Source organism: Azospirillum sp. (assembly GCF_035627195.1).
GTDB lineage: Bacteria > Pseudomonadota > Alphaproteobacteria > Azospirillales > Azospirillaceae > Azospirillum.
The window spans coordinates 1-22,843 of the sequence record NZ_DASPMG010000215.1; the positions used below are offsets into that span (position 1 = coordinate 1).

Genomic DNA, 22,843 nt, shown 5'->3' on the forward strand with positions numbered 1-22,843 from the left:
CGCTGGCGGCCGCAGGGCGGGCGGTGCTGCTGCGCCTGGGGCGGGTGGTGCACGACGGGCCGGCGGATGCCCTGGACGCGGAGGCGTTGCGGGCGGCCTTCCTGGGGGACCCGATCCTGGGGCCGTCCGAATCTTCGTGACAATCACGCGATCCCCTTGAAGGGATCGGGTGGCGCCGATAGGGTCGCGCTGCGTTCGCCAGCACCCCCATCCAGCACCCCTTTCGGACCCGCGATGACCCTCCGCACCACCGCCGCCCTTGCGCTTGCCGCCCTGCTGCTCGGCGCCGCCCCCGCGCACGCCGCCGACATTCCGAAGCCCGGCGTCAAGCCGAACCTGTTCGGCAAGGAAGTGCCGAAGCCGGCGGAACAGAAGGCGGGCGAGTCCAAGCCGGGTGACCAGAAGCCGGGCGATCAAAAGCCGGGCGAGCCGCCCAAGGCGGCCGACCAGACGGCCGGCGCGGCGACGCCCATGGGCGACTGGGCCGGCGGGCCGTCCATGGCGCCGGACGGCAAGCTGGCCTATTGCGTGACCGAGGCGGTGTTCGACAGCGGCCACACGCTGATGATCGCCCGCAACGCCAAGGGCGAGCTGAACGTCGGGCTGCAGATCCCCGGCGCCAGCCTGCCGCGCGGCCAGGACTGGCCGGTGAAGGTCACCATCGACGACAAGCTGGTGCGCGAGCGCATGGCCATCGCGACGCAGGCCGACATGCTGGTGGTGCCGCACGGGCCGGACGAGGACCTGTTCAACGCGCTGATGAACGGCAAGGAACTGGCCGTCGTTTCCGACAGCGACCGCATCGCCTTCCAGCTGAAGGGCACCAAGAAGGCGCTGGTCGACCTGAAGACCTGCGTCGACAAGGGCGGCAACGTGCCGAAGAAGGCCGCCGACGCCAAGCCGGCGCAGGGCAAGGGCGCCCTGCCGGACGAGCTGCTCAGCCTGCTCGCCACCGCCGGCATCCGCAACATCGAGCCGGTGTCGCTGGACAACGTGGCGCTGGACAAGCGGCCGGCCGACTATCTCTGGCGCTCCGGCCCGGTGATGGGCAGCGTGCGCCAGCACACGGTGGGCGACGACGCCACGCTGGCCGAGATCTCCCGGATCTACCAGGACGCGATGACCAAGGCCTGCGCCGGCAAGGCGGCGATGACCTATGCCGACGCCGAGGCGCTGCCCGGCGTCATGCTGCGCACCGGTGCCGTGGACTGCACGACCGAGCGCGGGACGGTGCACGCCGCCCTGCTGCTGTACCTGACCGACGCCCGCCTGTTCACCATGTTCGCCCACGAGGTGGACGTGCGCGACGCCGACGCCACCCAGGCCGACCGCATGCGCGACCGCATCGCCGAGGTGATCCGCGAACTGGCCCTGAAGGGTCCGCAGAGCGGGCGGACGAAGGGGTAGGCGGAGTCCGGCCCCCTCCCGCCCTCCGCTGGCGCTCCGGGCACCCTCCCCCTCTTCGAGGTGGAGGGTTTGGTGCCGAAGCGGCGGCAGTCCCCTCCACCGCCCATGGCGGGGAGGGTTAGGGAGGGGGCAGTCTCACCCAAGGGGCGCGGCGGCCAAGAAAAAAGGCCGCCGGAGGTCCGGCGGCCCGAGTCTAGGGAGGAAACGCACTCGAGTGAGTGCCGAACTCATATGTAGGCCGCAGTGCAGCATGACGCAAGCGTAAAGTAGACCGAACCGTTCAGTTGGTACTTTTGTCGGAGGTTTTGCGGGTCGGCGCCAGCCGGGCGCGGACGTCGCCCAGCATGTCGGAATAGCGGCGGCCAAGCCGCGCGCGGGCCGAGTTGGGCGGGGCGGGCAGCGGCGGGAACGGGTTCTCCCCGGCCAGCCAGCGGTCGAACACGTCCGGCTGGTCCAGCGCCAGGCGCAGGCCGACGGCCAGCTCCACCGGCTCCACCGCGAGGCCCAGTTCGTCCAGCGCCAGTTCCAGGCCGACCAGCGCCGCTCCGGCGGTGGCCTTGGGCGACTCCATGGTGGGGACGCCCTTGTCGTTCGGCCGGCGGGCGCCGCGGGTGCGGAAGTCGCGCTCGCACGCCGTGCGCAGCGTGGAGAAGTGCGAGCGGCAGGCGACCGGCCGCTGGGCGTAGGCGCCGCACTGGCCGGTCTTGCGGTCCAGCATGGGGCAGGCGATGCGCGCCGCCTGCCGCCCGGCGTGGTCCAGCGCGGCGATGCGCGGCACGTCCTGCTCCAGCCGGCGGCGCAGGGCCTCGATCCGCTCGGCCGGCCATGTCGCGACCTCGGTAGCGATGCCCAGCAGTTCGGCCGGCGTCGCGGCGATGTGCTGGTGGCAGCAGAAGGCGCAGCCGGCGCGGCAGGCCGACCGCTCGCCCAGCGTTTCGGCCTCCGCCAGCCGCGCGCCGATGGCGGTGCCGGCGGCGGCGTGGCAGGCGGCGACGGCGGCCAGCACGGCTTCCCGCGTCGGCCGCCCGCCCAGGGTGCGGACGGCTTGGGCGTGGACGTCGGCCAGCAGCGCGTCCCGGTCGGCGGCCATTACTGGAACGTCACCCGCACCTTCGGCGTGGCGGCGCCGGGCAGGCCCTCGTAGCTGACGGTGAAGGACTGGCCGGACTTGGGCGGCGTCAGCGGCGAGAAGGAGCCGAGGCTGAGCAGGTCGCCGGCCTTCAGCTTGATCCCCTCGGCGTTCAGGTTCTCCACCAGCCACAGCACGACGTTCATGGGATGGCCCAGCACCGCCGCACCGGTCGACTCGGCCACCGTGGCGCCGGCGTCGTCGCGGGCGACGACCTTCATCGTTTCCAGCGCCTTCAGCGTCTCCGGCGTGGGGGGAAGCGGAACCTCCGCGCCGAGGACGCCGTAGCGCGCCGCCACGTTGATGGCGGTCAGTTGGCGGCCGTCCAGCTTGACGTTGGAGCCGACGGCGAGGTCCGGCAGCTCGATGAAGGGGACCATGCCGGAGATGTGCTTCAGCGCCTCCTCCGGCGTCTTGGCGGTGTTGATGGCGGCGTCCTTGACCACCAGGACCATGTCCGCCTCCCACACCGGGCGGGCGCCGAAGCCGGCGGGCACCGTGGCGCCGTCCTTCAGCAGCATGCCTTCCAGCAGCACGCCGCGCGCCGGTTCGGTGGCGCCGAAACGTTCCTGCACCGGCTTGGCGGTCAGCCCGGCCTTGTAGCCGACGACCTTGCCCAGCGTGCTGCCCAGCTGTTCGACCAGCAGCTTCTGGCCGCAATAGGCCTCGGCGGTGTTCTCGACCTGGCCCAGGGCGGGGGTGGGGCGCTTGGCCTCCCACGCCTCGACGAAGGCCTTGATCTCGCCCACCGACGGGCAGGCGGCGGCCGGCAGGGCGAGCAGGAGGGTGATGGCGCCGGTGGCGGCGGCGAGCAGGCGTGTGGTGGTCATGGTCCCTCCCCGTTGTTTGGTTTCTGGCCCATGATACGGCAATCCGCGCGATTCGCAGCCTCAGTCTTTCACCTTTCCCACCGCGCCCAGCTGGATGCCCAGCATCTCGGCGGCCTCGCGGGCCAGTTCGGGGTCGATGGGCGGGGGCTTGATCTCCACGCCGTCCTTGAGGGCGTCGGTGATCAACTCCAGCACGCGCACGCGGGTGAACCATTTGGAGTTGGCGGGCACGGCGTGCCAGGGCGCCTCGGGCGTCGAGGTCTCGTCGAACATGTCCTCGACGGCCTGGACGTAGTCGTCCCATTTGGCGCGGTTGCGCAGGTCCTCGCCGGTCAGCTTCCAGCGCTTGTAGGGGTTGCCCAGGCGCTCGCGGAAGCGGTTGAGCTGCTCCTCGGCGGTGATGTGCAGGAACAGCTTGACGATGCGCACGCCGTCGTCCGCCAGCAGGCGTTCGAAGTCGCGGATCTCGCCGTAGGCGCGCTTCCACTCCTCCTTCCTGGCGAAGCCCTCCACCCGCTCCACCAGCACGCGGCCGTACCAGGAGCGGTCGAAGATGGCGAAGGCGCCGCGCGCCGGCAGCCGCGTCCAGAAGCGGTAGAGGTAGTGCTTGCCCTGCTCCTCCGGCGAGGGCGCGCCGATGGGCCAGACGTGGAAGCCGCGGGGGTCCAGCGGCTCCGTCAGGCGGCGGATGGCGCCGCCCTTGCCGCCGGCGTCCCACCCTTCGAACACGATGACGGCGCGGCGCTTCTCGTGCCAGTAGGTCTGCTGGATGTGCAGGAGCTGCTTTTGCAGCTTGGCCAGCCGCTCCTCGTACTCCTCCTTGTCGTGCAGGCGGGCGTCGGCCATGTCGAGCTTCGACAGGCGAATTTTCCCATTTTTCCGGCCGTTCTGGTCCTTTGGCATGCCGTCTTCCCTGCGGTTCGGCTCGGGAACTTCTGCATGGTCCCGCGGGTTTGAGCGGGGGGTCCCGAGGGGCATTTGTTGCAACTTGGTGACGATCCTGGGGCGCCCCCGGCGGGGCGTCAACCATCCCCGGCGTGCCATCCCCGGCACGACCGGGACGGCCGTCCGACGAACACCGGAGCAGGAGCATGCCGATGGCGACCACCGGACCGCGCATCTACAACCTTTTCCCCACCCTGATCGGTCCGGTGCGCGAATGGGCGGGGCATCTGTCGCGCATCCAGGGGATGGGGTTCGACTGGGTCTACCTGAACCCGATCCACTATCCGGGCTTCTCCGGCTCGCTGTACGCCGTGAAGGACCCGTACCGGCTGCACGACCTGTTCCAGGGCGGCGAGCAGGCGCACCCGGACGAGCTGGTGCGCCGCTTCGTGCGCGACGCCGGGCGGCACGGGCAGGCGGTGATGCTGGACGTGGTGATCAACCACACCTCCAAGGACGCGCTGCTGGTGGGCGAGCATCCGGAGTGGTTCCGGCGCGACGGGAACGGGGAGCTGTACAGCCCGCGCGCCGTCGACCCCAACGACCCGGCCAAGGTCACCGTGTGGGGCGATCTGGCCGAACTGGACTACGGCCGCGCCGAGGCGCGTGCCGGGCTGATCGAGTACTGGAGCCGGTACCTGCGCCACTACACGGGGCTGGGGGTGAAGGGCTTCCGCTGCGACGCCGCCTATCAGGTGCCGGCCGACGTGTGGAAGCCGCTGATCGACGCGGCGCGGCAGGTCGACCCGGAGGTGACGTTCTTCGCCGAGACTCTGGGCTGCACGGTCGATCAGGTGCGCGACCTGTGCGGGGCGGGCTTCGACTTCCTGTTCAACTCGTCCAAGTGGTGGGACTTCAAGTCCGACTGGTTGCTGGAGCAGTACGACGTCTACCGCTGGATCGCCCCCACCATCGGCTTCCCGGAAAGCCACGACACCGACCGCTTGGCGGCCGAGGTGGGCAGCCAGGACACGGTGCGGCTGGCGGCACAGCTGAAGATGCACTATTTGTTCGCCGCCTGCTTCTCCACCGGCGTGATGATGCCGGTGGGCTTCGAATACGGCTTCACCCGCAAGCTGGACGTGGTCAACACGCGGCCCGAGGACTGGGAGCAGCCGAAGCTGGACCTGACCGGCTTCATCGGGCGGGTGAACGCCATGAAGGCCGCCATCCCCGCGCTGAACGTCGAGGGGCCGCAGCGCCGGGTGACGGCGCCGCACAACCCGGTGGTCGGGCTGGTGCGCACCGCCGACGGGGCTGGGGCCAGCGGTGCGGACGGGGGGTGTTCGGTCCTGGTGGTGAACCCGGACGAGAACAGCGCGCACGCCATCGATCCGGGGCCGCTGCTGGCGCAGACCGGCGGCATCTTCGGCGGCTTCGACGACGTGACGCCGGAGGCCGAGCCGATCCCGTTCGAGCCGGGCGCCAACCTCGTGCTGAAGCCGCTGGAGCTGCGCGTGTTCCGCGCGCGGGCGGAGCAGAGCCGGCCGATCGAGGTGCGCGGGCACGACCCCGACGCCACCGCCCAGCAAATGATGGACGAGCTGGCGGCGCGGCGCGTCACCATCGAGAACGTCTACCCGGAGATCGACAGCGGCCGCTTTCCGGTGCGCCGGGCGGTCGGCGACGCCATGGACGTGTGGGCGGACATCTTCACCGACGGCACCTTCGTGCTGGGCGCCGAGGTCAAGTACAAGGCGGTGGACGAGGCGGAGTGGCGCGCCGCCCCCATGCGCTTCGTCGAGAACGACCGCTGGACCGGCCGCGTGCCGCTGACGCGCAACACCCGCTACGTCTACACCATCGAGGCGTGGCGCGACGTGTGGGAGAGCTGGCGCGCCGATTTCGTGAAGAAGCACGACGCCGGGCTGGACGTGTCGCTGGAACTGGTCGAGGGGCGGCGCTTCGTCGAGCAGTCGGCCGCGCTGGCGCACGACGAGGGGCGCGCCATGCTCCAGCAGATCATAGACCGCATGAACGCGCTGCAGGGCGACGAGCTGATCCACTACGCCCTGTCCGAGGGGCCGCGCCACGCCATGCACAAGTTCGGGGAGCGGCAGTACCACTCCCGCTACGGCTGCGAGCTGGAGGTGTGGGTGGACCGCACGGCGGCGCGCTATTCGGCGTGGTTCGAGATCTTCCCGCGCTCCGCCTCGCCCGACCCCGGCCGGCCGGGCACCTTCGACGACGTCGTGAACATGCTGCCCTTCGTGCGCGACATGGGGTTCGACGTCCTGTACTTCCCGCCGATCCACCCGATCGGGCGCAGCTTCCGCAAGGGGCGGAACAACACCCTCAACCCCGGCCCGGACGACCCCGGCGTGCCCTACGCCATCGGCGCGGAGGAGGGCGGGCACGACGCCATCGACCCGATGATCGGCGATTTCGAGGGCTTCCGCCGGCTGGTCAAGGCGGCGGAGCACCACGGGCTGGAGATCGCGCTGGACTTCGCCGTCCAGTGCTCCCCCGACCATCCGTGGATCAAGCAGCACCCGGAGTGGTTCTACTGGCGCCCGGACGGTACCATCCGCTATGCCGAGAACCCGCCCAAGAAGTACCAGGACATCGTCAACGTCAGCTTCTACCGCGGCGCCTACCCGGACCTGTGGTACGCGCTGCGCGACGTGGTGCTGTTCTGGTGCGACCAGGGTGTGCGCATCTTCCGCGTCGACAACCCGCACACCAAGCCCTTCCCCTTCTGGGAATGGCTGATCCACGAGGTGCGCGAACGCCACCCCGGCGCCATCTTCCTGGCCGAGGCGTTCACGCGGCCGAAGCTGATGCGGCGGTTGGCCAAGATCGGCTTCCAGCAGTCCTACAGCTACTTCACGTGGCGCAACACCAAGCACGAGCTGACCGAGTATTTGACGGAGCTGACGCAGGGCGAGTCCAAGGACTACATGCTGCCCAACTTCTTCGCCAACACGCCGGACATCCTGCCGCCCATCCTGGTGCACGGCGGCCGGCCGGCGCACATGATGCGCGCGGTGCTGGCGGCGACGCTGTCGCCCAGCTATGGCCTCTACGGCCCCTATCTGGTGTGCGAGGCCGACCCCTATCCGGGCAAGGAGGAGTACAACCACTCGGAGAAGTACGAGGTCCGCCACTGGGACTACACGGTGCCCGGCAACATCGTGGACTATGTGACGCGGATCAACAGGATCCGCCGCGAGAACCCGGCGCTGCACCAGTTCACCAACCTGCGCTTCTACGGTGCCCACGACGACAACATCCTGCTGTACGGCAAGATGACGGAGAGCAAGGACAACGTGATCCTGATCGCCGTGAACCTGGACCCGCACCACGGGCACGGCGGGACCATCGAGGTGCCGCTGTGGGAACTGGGCCTGCCGGACGGCGCGCACGTGGACGTGGAGGATTTGTTCAGCGGCCACCGCTTCACCTGGATCGGCAAGTACCAGCACGTCTGGCTCGACCCGCACCAGAACCCGGCGGCGATCTGGCGGCTGCGGAAGCCGGGGGTGTAATACCGTCGAGCAGAAATACGGACACATCCCAATTCGTCATGCCCGGCCTTGTGCCGGGCACCCACGCACCTTGGATTGGTCGGAGTGCGTGGGTGGCCGGGACTGGGCCCGGCCATGACGATGGGGAGGTCCTGACCGGTTGCGGTGTGTCAGAGGTTCCGCTCGGCCGTATGAGAGGGCGCGGCCCTCTCGGATCCCCCGTCCGCCCGTCGCCGTTATCCCTGCCACCCACGGCAAGGGAGGGCGGGGCATGGACGAGGCGTTGCGGGTGCTGCTGGGCAGCGGGCTGGAGGGGCGGGACATCAACGCCGGGCAGATGATGCTGCGGGCGGTGATCGTCTACATGGTCACCGTCTTCATGGTGCGCCTGGGCAAGAAGCGCTTCATGGGGAAGGGGACGGCGTTCGACGTCATCCTGGGCATCATGCTGGGCTCGATCGTCAGCCGCGCCGTCACCGGCAACGCGCCGATGCTGCCGGCGCTGGCGTCGGCCGGGGTGCTGGTGGCCCTGCATTCCCTGCTGTCCGCCGTCGCCTGCCGCTGGCGCGGCTTCGGCACGCTGTTCAAAGGGCGGACCCGCGTCATCGTCCGCGACGGCGTGACCGACGGACGGCAGATGCGCGCCGCGCACCTCACCGACCACGACCTGGAAGAGGACCTGCGCCGGCACGGCGTCACCCGCGCCGAGCAGGTCGCCGAGGCGCGGCTGGAGCGCAACGGCGACATCAGCGTCATCAAGGCGAAGGCGGAGCCGAAGGTGGTCGAGATCCGCGTGGCGGACGGCGTGCAGGTGGTGCGGGTGGAGTTGGGGTAGTCAGCGCGGAAATTATACGGGCGGCGCACGCGCAGGATCTGAACGTCGCCGGCCGTGCGCTGGTCACCCGTGTCTGGGACGACGCGATAGACGATGCGGTGGCCTTCGACCGGGCGCTCGCGGGTTCCCGGACGCCGGCCTTCCGGCCACGAGACGGGACGCTCCACAAGCTCCTCGATCGCCGCCAGAATCCGCGCGACCCGTGTGCCGGCCGTTACCCCGGCGCCCGGCTTGGAATACCACTCGCGAACCCGTTGAATGTCTTTTGCCGCCGCCGGAGTGACAAGGATCCGGCGCGCCATCAGCGGTGCGGGCGCCGGGGCGGTTCGACCGTCGGCAACGGCTTCTCGTCAGGCGTGTCCCACGACGCCACCCAGTCCTTGATGCGCTCGAACGGGATCAGCTGGCCGGCGTCAGCCTGTTCGATCCCTTCCTCGATGGCTTCGAGGTCGTCGTCTTCCCAGGAGCGTTTCGGGAGGCCCATCGTCATGGTGGTGCGTCCGTTGCCAAGCACACCATCAAGATACGCTTAGCGCGCCGTGGCGGCAACCGCCTCACCCGTCTTCGCCCAGGCCGGGTAGCGCAGGCTGAGCATGTGTTCGCGGTCATCCATGTCCAGCACGGGGCGGAGCACGGAGGGGTCGGCGCGCATGGCGTCCTCGCCGGCCATGTGCACCACGCCCAGGCGGCGGTTGGGCAGGTAGTATTCCACCAGCTCGCGCTTGTCCGGGTCGAAGCGCCAGGGGCCGATGTAGTTGCACCACTCCGGCAGCAGCTCCACCGGGTGGCCGTCCAGGTAGATGGCGCCCGCCATCGCCAGCTGGTCGGAGGTGAAGATGCGGCCCTTCTTCAGAACCTTCTTCTGCCAGTCCTGGAACGAGGCCCAGTGCGGGGCGTCGGACCGCAACGCGTAGGCGCCGGCGTTCAGCGTCGGGCGGGTGGCGAGGTCGCGGCACACGCTGCCCGGCAGGCCGGCGCGGCTGGCGTTCTTGAACAGGATCGAGCGCACCCGCGCGAAGCGGCCGAACAGCCAGTCCAGCCGCAGCTCCGTCTCCGAGAAGCGGCCGAACTGCGCCACGATGGCGAAGCGGCCCTTGGCCGCCCCGCGGCGCAGCAGCTCGATCGCCTCCCAGTCCTGCACCCAGGCGTCGGCGTCGATCCAGATCACCGTTTCGTAGCCGGGGAAGCAGGCGGGCAGGTGCAGCTTGGCGAGGTTGGCCTTCAGGTGCACGCGCCCGCGCAGGCGGTGCGCCGGCAGCTCCACCGGCCAGGGCGGGTTGACCACCGTGATCCCCTCGGCGCGGAAGCGCGCCACCTGTTCGTCCGTCAGGCCGGCGTCGATGACGCCGATGGGGCAGGCGGCCCCCGGCTCCAGCGCGCGGACCGACGCGATCAGTTCGCGGATCAGGGGTTCGTACCGCGCGTCGCCGCCGGTGACGATGATGAAGGAACCGTTGGTGGTCATGGCGGGCCGGGCGCAGGATGGTGACGGGACGGCGCCAAACTGACCAAGCGGACGGGGTTAGTCAAGGAAGCCCCGAGCGGGCGCGGAATGGGGCTCTCCGCCGGGCTCCCCCGAAAGGGGCCATGAAACCTCCCGGCGTTCATCCTGTTTCCCACGCAACCCGCAACCCGACCGGCAAGCCCACCATGATCGATCGCCAGGACCCGCTCTGGTACAAGGACGCGGTCATCTACCAGCTGCACATCAAGGCGTACTTCGACGCCAACAACGACGGCATCGGCGATTTCGCCGGGCTGGCGCAGAAGCTCGACTACATCCAGGAGCTGGGCGTCACCGCCATCTGGGTCCTGCCGTTCTACCCCTCGCCGCTGAAGGACGACGGGTACGACATCGCCGACTACCGGGAGGTCAACCCCTCCTACGGCAACATGCAGGATTTCCGGCGATTCCTGCGCGAATGCCACGACCGCGGCCTGCGCGTGATCACGGAGCTGGTCATCAACCACACCTCCGACCAGCACCCGTGGTTCCAGCGCGCCCGCGAGGCCAAGCCCGGATCGGCGCACCGCAACTACTACGTCTGGTCCGACACCGACCAGCGGTACCAGGGCACGCGCATCATCTTCTGCGACACGGAGAAGTCCAACTGGACGTGGGACCCGGTGGCGCAGCAGTACTACTGGCACCGCTTCTACAGCCACCAGCCCGACCTGAACTTCGAGAACCCGCGGGTGATGCGCGAGGTGCTGAACACCATGCGCTATTGGCTGGACCTGGGCGTGGACGGGCTGCGCCTGGACGCCATCCCGTACCTGCGCGAGCGCGAGGGCACCAACAACGAGAACCTGCCCGAGACGCACGAGGTGCTGAAGCGCATCCGCGCCGAGGTGGACAAGCACTACGTCGACCGCATGCTGCTGGCCGAGGCCAACCAGTGGCCGGAGGACGTGCTGCCCTATTTCGGCGATCCGGCCAAGGGCGGCGACGAGTGCCACATGGCCTTCCACTTCCCGGTCATGCCGCGCATGTACATGGCGCTGGCCATGGAGGACCGGCACCCCATCGCCGACATCATGCGCCAGACGCCGGACATCCCGGAAACCAGCCAGTGGGCCATCTTCCTGCGCAACCACGACGAACTGACGCTGGAGATGGTCACCAACGACGAGCGCGACTACCTGTGGAACTTCTACGCCGCCGACCGGCGGATGCGGATCAACCTGGGCATTCGCCGCCGGCTGGCGCCGCTGCTGGAGAACGACCGGCGCAAGATCGAGCTGCTGAACAGCCTTCTGATGTCCATGCCCGGCACGCCGGTGGTCTATTACGGCGACGAGATCGGCATGGGCGACAACATCTACCTGGGTGACCGCGACGGCGTGCGCACGCCCATGCAGTGGTCGCCGGACCGCAACGGCGGCTTCAGCCGCGCCGACCCGGCGCGGCTGTACCTGCCGGCGATCCAGGACCCGATCTACGGCTTCCAGGCGGTGAACGTGGAGGCGCAGCAGCGCAGCCCGTCGTCGCTGCTCAACTGGATGAAGCGGCTGATCGCCGTGCGCCAGCAGCGCAAGGCGTTCGGCCGCGGCACCTTCCGCCTGCTGTACCCCGGCAACCGCAAGGTGCTGGCCTATGTGCGCGAGTACCAGCAGGACGGGGCGGACGAGATCATGCTGTGCGTCGCCAACCTGTCGCGATCGGCGCAGGCGGTGGAGCTGGACTTGAAGGAGTGGAAGGGGCGCGTGCCGGTGGAGATGCTGGGCCGCACCGCTTTCCCGCCGATCGGCGACCTGACCTACCTGCTGACGCTGCCGGCCTACGGCTTCTACTGGTTCGCGCTGGCGGCGGAGGCGGACGTGCCGCGCTGGCACGAGTCGCCGCCGGAACCGATCCCCGACCTGCTGACCGTCGTCATGCGCGACGGCTGGAAGAGCGTGCTGTCCGGCCGGCCGTTGCAGGAGCTGGAGGAGGACGTGCTGGAGGCCTTCCTGCCCAAGCAGCGCTGGTTCGCCGCCAAGGACCAGCGCATCGGCACCGCGCAGGTGACCATGGGCGCGGAGATGCCGGTGGGCGGCAGCGGCGGCAGCTTCATGCTGACGCGCCTGGACGTGGGGCTGTCCGGCGATGCGGGAACCCAGCACTATTTCCTGCCGCTGGCCATCAACTGGGACCCGGAGGCGGCGGCCGTCGGGGCGCCGCTGCTGCCCTACACGCTGGCCAAGGTGCGCAAGGGGCCGACGACCGGCGCCATCTACGACGCGGCGCACGCCGACGGCTTCGCGCTGGCGCTGCTGGCGGGGCTGCGGGAGGGGCGGGAGCTGACGGCGAACGAGGGCACCATCCGGTTCCGCCCGACCGCGCGCATGGCGGACCTCGATCTGGGCGAGGCGCCGGAGGTGCGGCGCATCGGCGTGGAGCAGAGCAACACCTCGGTCCTCGTGGCCGAGCAGGCGGTGGTGAAGGTGCTGCGCCGGCTGGCGCCGGGCCAGCATCCGGAGCTGGAGATGGGCCGCTTCCTGACCGAGGTGGCGGGCTTCGCCAACACGCCGCCGCTGCTGGGATCGGTCGAGCACGTGGCCGACGACGGCACGCCGACCGCGCTGGCGGTGGCGCAGGGCTTCGTGCGCAACCAGGGCGACGGCTGGACCACCACCGTGGAGTACCTGGAGCGCGAGCTGGACGAGGTGCGCCTGGGCGTGGCCCGCGCCGACGACGACATGCCGGACGAGGAGCCGTTCGGGCTGTACCTGCAGATGGCCACGACGCTGGGCCAGCGCACGGCGGAGCTGCACCGCGCGCTGTCCATCGAGACGGGCGACCCGGCCTTCGACCCCGAACCGGTCACGCCCGACGACCTGCGCGCCTGGACGCAAGGGGCGCGCAGGCAGGCGGAAACCGCCTTCGCCGCCCTGTCCGCCACCGCCGGCAGCCTGTCCGGCAACGAGACGCGCGGCGAGGTGGAGCGGCTGCTGTCGCGGCGCGACGAGGTGATGGGGCGGCTGGCCGAGCTGGCCGACCTGCGGGTGAATGCGGTGAAGACGCGCATCCACGGCGACTATCACCTGGGGCAGGTGCTGCGCGCGCAGACCGACTGGTACGTCATTGATTTCGAGGGCGAGCCGGCCAAGCCGCTGGCCGAGCGGCGGGCCAAGCGGTCCGCCCTGGTGGACGTGGCGGGGATGCTGCGCTCCTTCAACTACGCGGCCTGGGCGGCGGTCTTCCGCCTGGACGACCAGTCGCTGGAGCAGGGCGGCGGCAGCCGCATCATGGACGCCGCGCGCGATTGGGAATGGCGCACGGTGGCGGCCTTCTCCGGCGCCTACCGGACGGCGTTGGGCGACTGCCCGGTGTGGCCGGACGACGACTCCGCGGCGCGCCGGCTGTTGTCGGTGTTCCTGATGGAGAAGGCGCTCTACGAGATCGCCTATGAGGCCGCGAACCGGCCCGGCTGGCTGTGCATCCCGGTGAAGGGCGTGCTGGGGATATTGGATGGCTGACGAACCCTCTCCCGCCCCGGGAGAGGGTGGCCGCCGGAGGCGGCCGGGTGAGGGTAAAGCCGAAGATCCTTGCGCTTGCCCCCACCCTAACCCTCCCCCGGGGCGGGGGAGGGGATTGGGGTTCCGGGCTTTTCCGGGTACTCTGCGTGCCAAGAAGAAAAGGAAGGGGTACGGACCGATGCCGAACGACATCCGCGACGCGCTGCGCACCGACGCGCGCAAGGCGAACGCGCTTCAGGGCGCCATCGAGGCGATCGTGCGGGCCGACCACGGCGACCCGTTCGCGGTGCTGGGCATGCACCAGGACGGCGCCGGCGCACCGGTGGAGGTGCGAACCTTCCTGCCCGGCGCCACGCGCGTGTGGGTGATCGACGCCGCCACGGGCGAGCCGGCGGCGGAGATGGACCTGCTGCACCCGGACGGCTTCTTCGCGGCCCTGATGCCCGACCGCACGCAGCGCTTCCGCCACCGCCTGCGCGTCGAATACCCGCTGGCGACGGTGGAGCACGAGGACGCCTACCGCTTCGCCTACGTGCTGGGCGAGCTGGACATCCACCTGCTGGCCGAGGGCACGCACCTGCGCGCCTATGAGCGGTTGGGCGCGCACCCGCGCGAGATCGACGGCGTGCCGGGCGTGGCCTTCGCCATCTGGGCGCCGAACGCCCGGCGCGTCAGCGTGGTGGGCGACTTCTGCGACTGGGACGGCCGCCGCCTGCCCATGCGCAAGCGCGTGGAGGCCGGCATCTGGGAGATCTTCGTCCCGCACGTCCAGGCCGGCCAGCGCTACAAGTTCGAGATCAAGGGGCCGGGCGGCGACCTGCTGCCGCTGAAGGCCGACCCCTATGCGTTCCAGAGCGAGATGCGGCCGCTCACCGCCTCCGTCGTGCACGGGCTGCCGCACTTCGAATGGACGGACGAGGTGTGGCTGCAGACCCGCGGCAAGGTGGGCGGGCGCGAGTCGCCGATTTCCATCTACGAGGTGCACCTGGGATCCTGGGCGCGGGTGCCGGAGGAGGACAACCGCTTCCTCACCTACGACGAGCTGGCGGAGCGGCTGATCCCCTATGTGAAGGAGATGGGCTTCACCCACGTCGAGCTGCTGCCGATCACCGAGCATCCCTTCGACGGCTCCTGGGGGTACCAGCCCATCGGCCTGTACGCGCCGACCAGCCGGCACGGCGGGCCGGAGGCGTTCAAGCGGTTCGTCGACGCCTGCCACCGCGAGGGCATCGGCGTGCTGCTGGATTGGGTGCCCGGCCACTTCCCCACCGACCCGCACGGGCTGGGCTGGTTCGACGGCACGCACCTGTACGAGCACGCCGACCCGCGCCAGGGGTTCCACATGGACTGGAACACCCTGATCTACAACTTTGGCCGGCGGGAGGTGGCGAACTTCCTGCTGGGCAACGCGCTGTTCTGGCTGGACCACTACCACCTGGACGGGCTGCGCGTGGACGCGGTGGCCTCCATGCTCTACCTCGACTATTCCCGCAAGGAGGGGGAGTGGATCCCCAACCAGTTCGGCGGGCGCGAGAACCTGGAATCCATCGCCTTCCTCAAGCGCATGAACGAGCTGGCCTACGGCCACGGCGAGGGGGTGATGACGGTGGCGGAGGAGTCCACCGCGTGGCCCGGCGTGTCGCGGCCGGTGTACCTGGGCGGGCTGGGCTTCGGGTACAAATGGAACATGGGGTGGATGCACGACACGCTGCGCTTCATGCAGAAGGACCCGATCCACCGCCGCTATCACCACCACGACCTGACCTTCGGCCTGCTGTACGCCTTTTCCGAAAACTTCGTGCTGCCGCTGAGCCATGACGAGGTGGTGCACGGCAAGGGCTCGCTGATCGACAAGATGGCGGGCGACGTCTGGCAGAAGTTCGCCAACCTGCGCGCCTACTACGGCTTCATGTGGATGCATCCGGGCAAGAAGCTGCTGTTCATGGGCGGCGAGTTCGCCCAGTGGCGCGAGTGGAGCGAGGCGCGCAGCCTGGACTGGCACCTGCTGGAGGAGCCGCCGCACCAGGGCATGCGCGACCTGGTGCGCGACCTGAACCGCCTGTACCGCGACGAGCCGGCCCTGCACGAGCTGGACTGCGACCCGGCCGGATTCGAGTGGATCGAGGCCAACGACAGTGAGAACAGCGTGCTGGCCTTCCTGCGCAAGGGCCGCGATCCGGGGCATGTGTTCGTGGTGGTGTGCAGCTTCACCCCGGTCCCGCGCGAAGACTACCGAGTCGGCGTGCCGCTGCCCGGCGACTACGTGGAGCGCCTGAACACGGACGCCGGGGTGTATGGCGGCGGCGACGTGGGGAACGGGGGGAGTGTCACGGCGGAGGACGTGCCGTGGCACGGCCGGCCGTATTCGCTCTGCCTGACGCTCCCGCCGCTGGGGACGCTGGTGATGGAGGTTAGGGTGGGGTAGGGGGAGGGTGTGCCTCCCCACCACAGCATTAAGTCAATTTTCTGACAGCTGTTCGTCAAATTTTTGATAGCAGTCGCGCAAAACTGCATCATATTTTTCATGGGCCGCATCTAATCTTTGTTCAAGCGTTTTTCTGGAACCTGTCGAATGTAGGTGGCTTAGCAACGGGCCTGTAATCATATTCATGACGTCTCCTCTGAATTCCCTTTTCATCTCTCTCCATAACATCGTTGTTATGTATGTGATGATGTCGTTGTTTTCAATGCCAGCTTCTTTCAAGGATTTTGATAGAGGTATCTCTTCCCCATTAAATGCTATTGAGTGGATAAGCGATACCTCAATTTCTTCTGATTTGATTATCCTTGACTCTGGAAATTGGAAAAATTCACAGAAAATCTCGATAATTTCTTCGCAGGTAAAATCCGAAGACACCGGAATGCGGTACGTTGAATCGTGCCTATCGCTATAGAAAAATATTTGTATGGGGTTTTTTTCATTTTCTGAGCCAGATCAGAGGAGTATATTGCGGTAAATTGTTTTCTTATTGATTCAAGAACCCTATTTGTTGGGATGTCGACCAAGCGCCTGAAGTTCCTCTCCACAATGGCGCTGTGTTTTTCGCATAAATTGATCCAGTAAGAACTTGGAAGTATGGTGACGCCGGGTATTTCTTTCTTTAAGGTTTCCTCTGCGCTTCCGGAAATTGATACATTGGTGCATATAGTATAGTTTTTCCAGCCTAAGCTATCTTGTACTTTCAGGGCCGACCTCCAGGAGGAGACTGCCTTAGTTACATTAAAATCTCCAGATTTGCCTGATTCGACGCTTTTGCATTGATAGGCTATGCCCTTTTCCGGAAAGAATAGATCTACGCCTTGCTCGGGAGGGTTTCTAATATAAATACTATCTGTCGCGTTACTGATATTTAGTAACTTGCAGCAAAAGCTTTCCCAGGCGGTGGAGAAGGTTGCCTCCTCCGGCACATAAAGAAACGGTGGGTGCAATCTATAGTGTGCGCACATGTTGATAGCCTCGATTTGTTGTTCTCGTATCACCTGCGAAATAATAAAATTATTTAGAACAATTCGATGCCGCGGTCACAGATGGTATGTATTAAAGCACAGTATGATCTTGCCTGTACTTACTCATGTGAAGTTTTTTCCTCGAGCCAGATCAAAAATATCCCCGCACGCCATTACTAGTCTGAATATATCATCAAATCTAATTAAACTGTCAAGAGGGATCAATGTCATGGCTGTTTAGCGCGTGTGCGTCTCGAATGACGATATCCAAAAGATATCCAAAAACGTCACGTCCTCCCGGCAGGCCAAATGCTCCTGTATGCACCGCAGCTTTGCCACAAGGCCGGCAAGCGTGGTTGGCCGTGTCGCAAGGAGTTGGGCGGCGAGGGTGTCGCAGTGGTCGTAGGCGGCGATCAGTTCCGGGTCCATCGGGGCATCGACGGGCTTCTCGGCCCAGATGTTCGCGAGGGTCTCGGTGAGGCGCAGGGCCTCGGCCCAGGCTTCGTAGAGGGGCAGGGTGGGGTCTGGCGCGGCGGCCGGGAGCGGCGGGGCGGCCAGAGCCGCGGGGGCCGACGTCAGCAAAGATCGGCGCGATAAAGGCAGAGTCCGTGTATCTTGGGAATCAGCCATGATCCAAGCTCCGCACAAGCTGGGTTGTGGTCAGGCCGGGTGGGGTGTTGGCGCACCCCGCCCGGCCGCTGTGTGCATTATAACTCTGTCATTTTGATTGACTTTATGGCCGAAATCAATCGGATTGTATGACTTTGAAGAATGATATCCTTTCGCCGGCCCAAAGCCGTGGGGCTCGCGGCATGCTTGGGATGAGCCAGACGGATCTGGCCGTGGCTGCGGACGTATCGCGGCAGACCGTGGTCGATTTCGAGCGCGGGGCGCGGACGCCGCATCGGAACAACCTGCTTGCCATCCGCCGGGCGCTGGAAGAGGCGGGGATCGAGTTCATCCCGGAGAACGGGGGCGGGGCGGGGGTGCGGTTTCGGGAGCGTTGATCCTTGGGGAGGGCGTTGCCCCCACCCTGCCCGCTGACGCGGGCTTCCCTCCCCCGCCGGGGGCAGGGGAGGGAGATATAGATGGGGTCAAGGGGCCTGTGGCCCCTTGCGGGGATCAAAGGGGCAGGGCCCCTTTGGAGCGCGAAGCGCTCGTGTCGCGGGACCCCCTCACCCGGTGCTTCGCACCACCCTCTCCCCAGGGGGGAGAGGGTTTGGCCCTCACCCGGCCGGCTGCGCCGGCCGACCTCTCCCGGGGCGGGAGAGGTGGGGGGCGGCCCTCACGCCGCCAGGGCGCGCTGGGCGCCGCGCAGGTCGGCGCCGTCGAGGCGCGCACCCTCCAGTTCCGTGTGCAGGAGGATGGCGTTCATCATCACGGCGTCGGTCAGGCGGGCGTCGGCGAGGTCGGCGCCGGTCAGGTCGGTGCCGGTCATGCGGGCCTTGGTCAGGTCGGCGGCGGTGAACAGGGCCTTGCGGCAGCGGGCGCGCGACAGGTCGGCGGACCAGAGATAGCCGCCGGTCAGCGGCAGCGGGCTGAGCTGGGCGCAGGAGAGGTCGGCGCAGTCCAGGGCCGCGCGGTGCAGGCGGATGCCGCGCAGGTCGGCGTGGCGCAGGACGGCGCCGCGCAGGTCGGCCAGCTCCAGGTCCGCCGTCACCAGGGACGCGCTGCTGAGGTCGGTGCCGTGCAGGCGGGCGGCGCGCAGGACGGCGGCCGACAGGTTCACGCCGGACAGGTCCAGGCCCGACAGGTCGCGGTCGGACAGGTCGGCGCGGGTGCCCTTCTTGCCGTTGGTCGCCACCCATTGGTCGTGCGCCTCCAGGATGGCGCCCAGCTCGTCGCCCAGCATGGCGCGGGCCACCGCCAGACGGGCGCCGGAGGTGCGGGCCAGCGACAGGTCGACGCCGTCGAGGAGGGCGCCCAGCATGTTCGCCCCCTCCAGCTTGGTGTGGCGCATGACGGTGCGGCTGAGGATGGCGCCCTCCAGCTTGGCGCCGGAGAGGTTGGCCTCCGACAGGTCGGCACCCTCCATGTCGCAGCCGGTGAGGTCGGCGTTGCGCAGGTCGGCGCGCATCAGCTTGCTGCCGCGCAGGCAGGTGTCGCGCAGGTCGGTCTGCAGAACGAAGCTGTCGGAGATCTTGGCCTGGCTGAGGTTGGAGCGGGCCAGCACCGCCGACGACAGGTCGGACTGCGCCGACGGGCGCGCCATGGGCAGCAGGTCGCCCGACGACTGCGTCATCAGGATGCCGTTGCGCAGGTCGGCGTGCATCAGGTTGCAGCCGGCCATGATGGCGCCGCGCAACTGCACGCCGCGCAGGTCGGCGCGGTTCAGGTCGGCGCGCACCATGTGCGCCCGGCGCAGGTCGGTGCCGAACAGGGAGGAGCCGGACAGGTCCGTGCCCGCCATCTTCATCCCCACCATGCGCGAGCCGGTGAAGTCCGCGCCCGACAGCTTGCGCCCGGTCAGGTCGAGGAAGGAGAGGTCGCACAGCTTCAGCACCGCGCGCGCCGCGTTGGGGCGGCGCAGGACGAACGCCTCGTGCTTGGCGGCGACGGCGTCCAGCTCCTCCTGCGTGACACGGCGCAGTGCCACGGGGGAGGGGGCGGCGTCGGGCGCCATCTCCGCGTCCGTCAGGTTCGGGGTGACGTTGGTGGCCGCCGTCTCCTGCGCGTTCATGGTGATCCCGCCCCAGCCTGATTGATTCGTGGACGAACGTCCATGGGTGCGGACCTTGCGCGCACCGTGTTACAGGACGATGCCGATTCGGACACCGCCATATTTCATTTGTTTCAAACGCCCACGAATGAACTTGCGCCGGGTGGGAAGGCGGGGGCCTGCGGCCCTCGCGCGGCTTGACGCCCGGCGCTTGCCTCCCCTTTATTGCAAGAGGGTGACCGGTCCGCTGGGGCAAGGTGCCCGCATGCCGTACGACCACAGCCCCCCGCCGCACGTCCCCACCGCCCCGGAGCGCTTGCCGATGCCCAACGGGTCCGACCGCACGATCGTCTGGCCCGGCAAGCCCTATCCGCTGGGCGCCACGTGGGATGGATACGGCGTCAACTTCGCGCTGTTCTCCGCCAACGCCGAGAAGGTGGAGCTGTGCCTGTTCGACAAGACGGGTGCCAAGGAGCTGGAGCGCATCCCGCTGCCCGAGCACACGGACGAGGTCTGGCACGGCTACCTGCCCGACGCGCGGCCGGGCCTGCTGTACGGATACCGCGTGCACGGGCCGTACGAGCCGTCGGCCGGGCACCGGTTCAACGCCAACAAGCTGCTGCTCGACCCCTACGCCAAGGCGCTGTTCGGGTCCATCAAGTGGTCGGACGCGCATTACGGCTACCGCCTGGGATCGACGCGGGAGGACCTGTCGTTCGACCGGCGGGACAACGCGCGCTCCATGCCCAAGTGCCGGGTGGTGGACCGCGCCTTCACCTGGGGCAGCGACCGGCATCCGGCCGTGCCGTGGAACGACACGGTGGTGTACGAGGCGCACGTGCGCGGCTTCACCATGCAGCACCCGGCGGTGCCGGAGCCGCTGCGCGGCACCTTCGCCGGCATGTCGACGCAGGCGGTCATCGACCACCTGAAGGCGCTGGGCATCACGTCGATCGAGCTGCTGCCGGTGCAGGCCTTCACCGACGACCGGCATCTGGTGGCGCAGGGGCTGCACAATTACTGGGGCTACAACACCATCGGCTTCTTCGCGCCGGAGCCGCGGTACATGACCACCGGCGTCCTGTCGGAGTTCAAGACGATGGTCGCCCGCCTGCACGAGGCGGGGATCGAGGTGATCCTCGACGTCGTCTACAACCACACGGGCGAGGGCAACCACCTGGGCCCGACGCTGAGCTTCCGCGGCATCGACAACGCCAGCTATTACAAGCTGATGCCGGGCGACAAGCGGTACTACGCCGACGACACGGGCACCGGCAACACGCTGAACATCGCCCACCCGCGCGTGCTGCAGATGGTGATGGACAGCCTGCGCTACTGGGTCAGCGAGATGCACGTGGACGGCTTCCGCTTCGACCTGGCGACGGTGCTGGGGCGGGAGAGCTACGGCTACGATCCGGGGTCGGGGTTCCTGGACGCGGTGCGGCAGGACCCGGTGCTGGCCGGCGTGAAGCTGATCGCCGAGCCGTGGGACGTGGGGCCGGGCGGCTATCAGGTCGGCAACTTCCCGCCGGGCTGGGCGGAGTGGAACGACCGCTACCGCGACACGGTCCGCCGCTATTGGAAGGGGGACGAGGGGATGCTGCCGGAACTGGCCGGGCGCATCGCCGGATCGTCCGACCTGTTCGAGAAGCACGGGCGGCGCGCGTGGTCGTCGGTGAACTTCGTCACCGCGCACGACGGGTTCACGCTGGCCGACGTCGTCGCCTACAACGAGAAGCACAACTGGTCGAACGGCGAGGGAAACCGCGACGGCCACTCCGCCAACTACTCCTGGAACCATGGGGTGGAGGGGCCGTGCGACGACCCGGCCATCACGGCGGTGCGCGCGCGTCAGAAGCGCAACCTGCTGGCCACGCTGCTGCTGTCCCAGGGCACGCCGATGCTGCTGGCCGGCGACGAGATCGGCCACACCCAGCACGGCAACAACAACGCCTACTGCCAGGACAACCCGCTGACGTGGCTGGATTGGAGTGCCGTGCAGGAGAAGGGCGAACCGGCCGACATGCTGGCCTTCGTGCGGCGGTTGCTGGCGCTGCGCAAGGCGCACCCGGTGCTGCGCCGGCCGGTGTTCCTGCACGGGCGCACCACGTCGCCCGACGGGCTGAAGGACATCGTCTGGTACACGCCGGGCGGGGCGGAGAAGACGGCGGAGCAGTGGCGCAACACGCACGCGCGCTGCATCGGCCTGCTGCTGAACGGCCACGCGGGCGAGTATGTGGACGCCGAGGGGCGGCGGCTGGACGACGGGGTGCTGCTGATCGTGCTGAACGCGCATCACGACGCGGTGTCCTTCACCCTGCCGGCGGTGCCGGGCGGGCGGGGGTGGCGTTGCGTGCTGGACACCCGCGAGGCGGACGGGGCCGGCGACGGGCGCATGCTGCTGTGCGGGCGGCCGGTGCCGGTGGAGGGGCGCACGGTGCTGGTCTACACACTGGTGGAATCCGTGGAACGCGACGTTTTGCGTTAGCCGAAATTAACGGTTGCTCCACTAAGGTCACGGTCAGCCCGGCGGTTGATCCGAGTTCCGTGATGCCCGAGTACGATTTCTCCCAGGTCGAAGCGGCGGTCATCGACAGCCAGCACAACACGCTGCGCCTGCTGCGCGAGCTGCTGGCCCGCCTGAACCTGAAGAACGTCGCCACCTTCAGCACGGTGAGCGACGCCACCCCGCTGCTGACCAACGCCACGCCCGACCTGCTGCTGGTCGACGTCGACGGGGAGGAGGCGGAGGCGCTGAAGTTCGTGCGCACCCTGCGCAACGAGCCGGGCACGCCCAACCCCTTTGCCTGCGTGATCCTGACCACGTGGCAGCCCACGCCGGTGCTGCTGATGCGCGTCGCCAACACGGGGGCCGACGACCTGCTGGTCAAGCCCGTCTCGCCCAAGCAGGTGCAGGAGCGGGTGACCTCGCTGGTCGAATCGCGCAAGAAGTTCGTGGTGACGGCCGACTACACCGGCCCGGACCGCCGCAAGTCGCCGCGCGACGGCACGCAGGTGCCGCTGCTGGACGTGCCCAACACGCTGCGCCTGAAGGCGATCAACAAGTGGAGCACGGTGGTGCCCCGCAAGATGACGCTGGAGGCGGTGAGCCGCGTCAACGAGCAGAAGCGCCTGCGCGCCAGCGTGCAGGCCGCCTTCCTG

General features: G+C 68.2%; 16 protein-coding genes and 1 pseudogene. 8 read left to right on the forward strand and 9 right to left on the reverse strand.

Translation table 11 applies throughout. The annotated features are described in order from the left end of the window. Positions 1-234: 234 nt before the first annotated feature. The gene (locus VED21_RS19610) at positions 235-1,407 is read left to right on the forward strand and encodes a hypothetical protein (protein ID WP_324885126.1); all 1,173 of its coding nucleotides are present in this window, start codon (positions 235-237) and stop codon (positions 1,405-1,407) included. Between the two features lie 280 nt (positions 1,408-1,687). Here VED21_RS19610 and VED21_RS19615 read toward each other — a convergent pair whose 3' ends face one another. Genes VED21_RS19615 through VED21_RS19625 form a run of 3 tightly spaced genes read right to left on the reverse strand, consistent with a single transcriptional unit; the run spans position 1,688 to position 4,269 of the window. Then, positions 1,688-2,497, reverse strand: a complete 810-nt coding sequence (locus VED21_RS19615) for a YkgJ family cysteine cluster protein (protein WP_324885128.1) — start codon at positions 2,495-2,497, stop codon at positions 1,688-1,690. Beyond that, positions 2,497-3,366: a 2-keto-4-pentenoate hydratase gene (locus VED21_RS19620; protein WP_324885130.1), complete on the reverse strand. Its 870-nt coding sequence runs from the start codon at positions 3,364-3,366 to the stop codon at positions 2,497-2,499. The genes VED21_RS19615 and VED21_RS19620 overlap by 1 nt, the downstream gene beginning before the upstream one ends. A 60-nt stretch (positions 3,367-3,426) precedes the next feature. Then, a complete protein-coding gene (locus VED21_RS19625; RefSeq protein WP_324885132.1) occupies positions 3,427-4,269 on the reverse strand; it encodes a polyphosphate kinase 2 family protein in 843 nt (280 codons plus the stop codon). A 194-nt stretch (positions 4,270-4,463) separates the two neighbouring features. Here VED21_RS19625 and VED21_RS19630 point away from each other — a divergent pair, with 194 nt between their 5' ends. Both VED21_RS19630 and VED21_RS19635 read left to right on the forward strand, forming a co-directional pair. Next, positions 4,464-7,799 carry a maltotransferase domain-containing protein gene (locus VED21_RS19630; RefSeq protein ID WP_324885134.1) on the forward strand — a complete coding sequence of 1,112 codons (3,336 nt, stop codon included), beginning with the start codon at positions 4,464-4,466 and terminating at the stop codon, positions 7,797-7,799. A 250-nt stretch (positions 7,800-8,049) separates the two neighbouring features. Continuing rightward, positions 8,050-8,613, forward strand: coding sequence for a DUF421 domain-containing protein (locus VED21_RS19635; protein WP_324885136.1), 564 nt, complete (start codon positions 8,050-8,052; stop codon positions 8,611-8,613). 35 nt (positions 8,614-8,648) lie between these two features. Here VED21_RS19635 and VED21_RS39005 read toward each other — a convergent pair. The 3 genes and pseudogenes from VED21_RS39005 to VED21_RS19645 all read right to left on the reverse strand — a co-directional run. Further along, positions 8,649-8,915 (reverse strand): annotated as a pseudogene (locus tag VED21_RS39005) (type II toxin-antitoxin system RelE/ParE family toxin); the annotation flags it as partial. After that, positions 8,915-9,103 (reverse strand): hypothetical protein, encoded by a 189-nt coding sequence (locus tag VED21_RS19640; protein WP_324885138.1) that lies wholly within the window; start codon positions 9,101-9,103, stop codon positions 8,915-8,917. The gene VED21_RS19640 and the pseudogene VED21_RS39005, both read right to left, overlap by 1 nt. Positions 9,104-9,142: 39 nt before the next feature. Continuing rightward, positions 9,143-10,078 (reverse strand): glycosyl transferase, encoded by a 936-nt coding sequence (locus VED21_RS19645; RefSeq protein ID WP_324885140.1) that lies wholly within the window; start codon positions 10,076-10,078, stop codon positions 9,143-9,145. A gap of 185 nt (positions 10,079-10,263) precedes the next feature. Between VED21_RS19645 and treS the strand changes: the two genes are divergently transcribed. Continuing rightward, the gene (gene treS / locus VED21_RS19650) at positions 10,264-13,575 is read left to right on the forward strand and encodes a maltose alpha-D-glucosyltransferase (RefSeq protein ID WP_324885142.1); all 3,312 of its coding nucleotides are present in this window, start codon (positions 10,264-10,266) and stop codon (positions 13,573-13,575) included. Positions 13,576-13,753: 178 nt separating this feature from the next. Next, complete coding sequence (gene glgB / locus VED21_RS19655) at positions 13,754-16,000, forward strand: 1,4-alpha-glucan branching protein GlgB (RefSeq protein WP_324885144.1); 2,247 nt, start codon at positions 13,754-13,756, stop codon at positions 15,998-16,000. A 33-nt stretch (positions 16,001-16,033) separates the two neighbouring features. Here glgB and VED21_RS19660 read toward each other — a convergent pair whose 3' ends face one another. Further along, complete coding sequence (locus VED21_RS19660) at positions 16,034-16,432, reverse strand: hypothetical protein (RefSeq protein ID WP_324885145.1); 399 nt, start codon at positions 16,430-16,432, stop codon at positions 16,034-16,036. An 827-nt stretch (positions 16,433-17,259) separates the two neighbouring features. Then, the gene (locus VED21_RS19665; RefSeq protein WP_324885147.1) at positions 17,260-17,652 is read right to left on the reverse strand and encodes a hypothetical protein; all 393 of its coding nucleotides are present in this window, start codon (positions 17,650-17,652) and stop codon (positions 17,260-17,262) included. A 128-nt stretch (positions 17,653-17,780) separates the two neighbouring features. Between VED21_RS19665 and VED21_RS19670 the strand changes: the two genes are divergently transcribed. Further along, positions 17,781-18,029, forward strand: coding sequence for a helix-turn-helix transcriptional regulator (locus VED21_RS19670; RefSeq protein ID WP_324885149.1), 249 nt, complete (start codon positions 17,781-17,783; stop codon positions 18,027-18,029). A gap of 278 nt (positions 18,030-18,307) precedes the next feature. Here the strand turns inward: VED21_RS19670 and VED21_RS19675 are convergent, their stop codons facing one another. Further along, positions 18,308-19,702, reverse strand: a complete 1,395-nt coding sequence (locus VED21_RS19675) for a pentapeptide repeat-containing protein (protein ID WP_324885151.1) — start codon at positions 19,700-19,702, stop codon at positions 18,308-18,310. A gap of 301 nt (positions 19,703-20,003) precedes the next feature. Between VED21_RS19675 and glgX the strand changes: the two genes are divergently transcribed. Then, complete coding sequence (gene glgX, locus VED21_RS19680) at positions 20,004-22,169, forward strand: glycogen debranching protein GlgX (protein WP_324885153.1); 2,166 nt, start codon at positions 20,004-20,006, stop codon at positions 22,167-22,169. 62 nt (positions 22,170-22,231) lie between these two features. Continuing rightward, on the forward strand, positions 22,232-22,843 hold a 612-nt coding region (locus VED21_RS19685; RefSeq protein ID WP_324885155.1), incomplete at its 3' end, for a response regulator.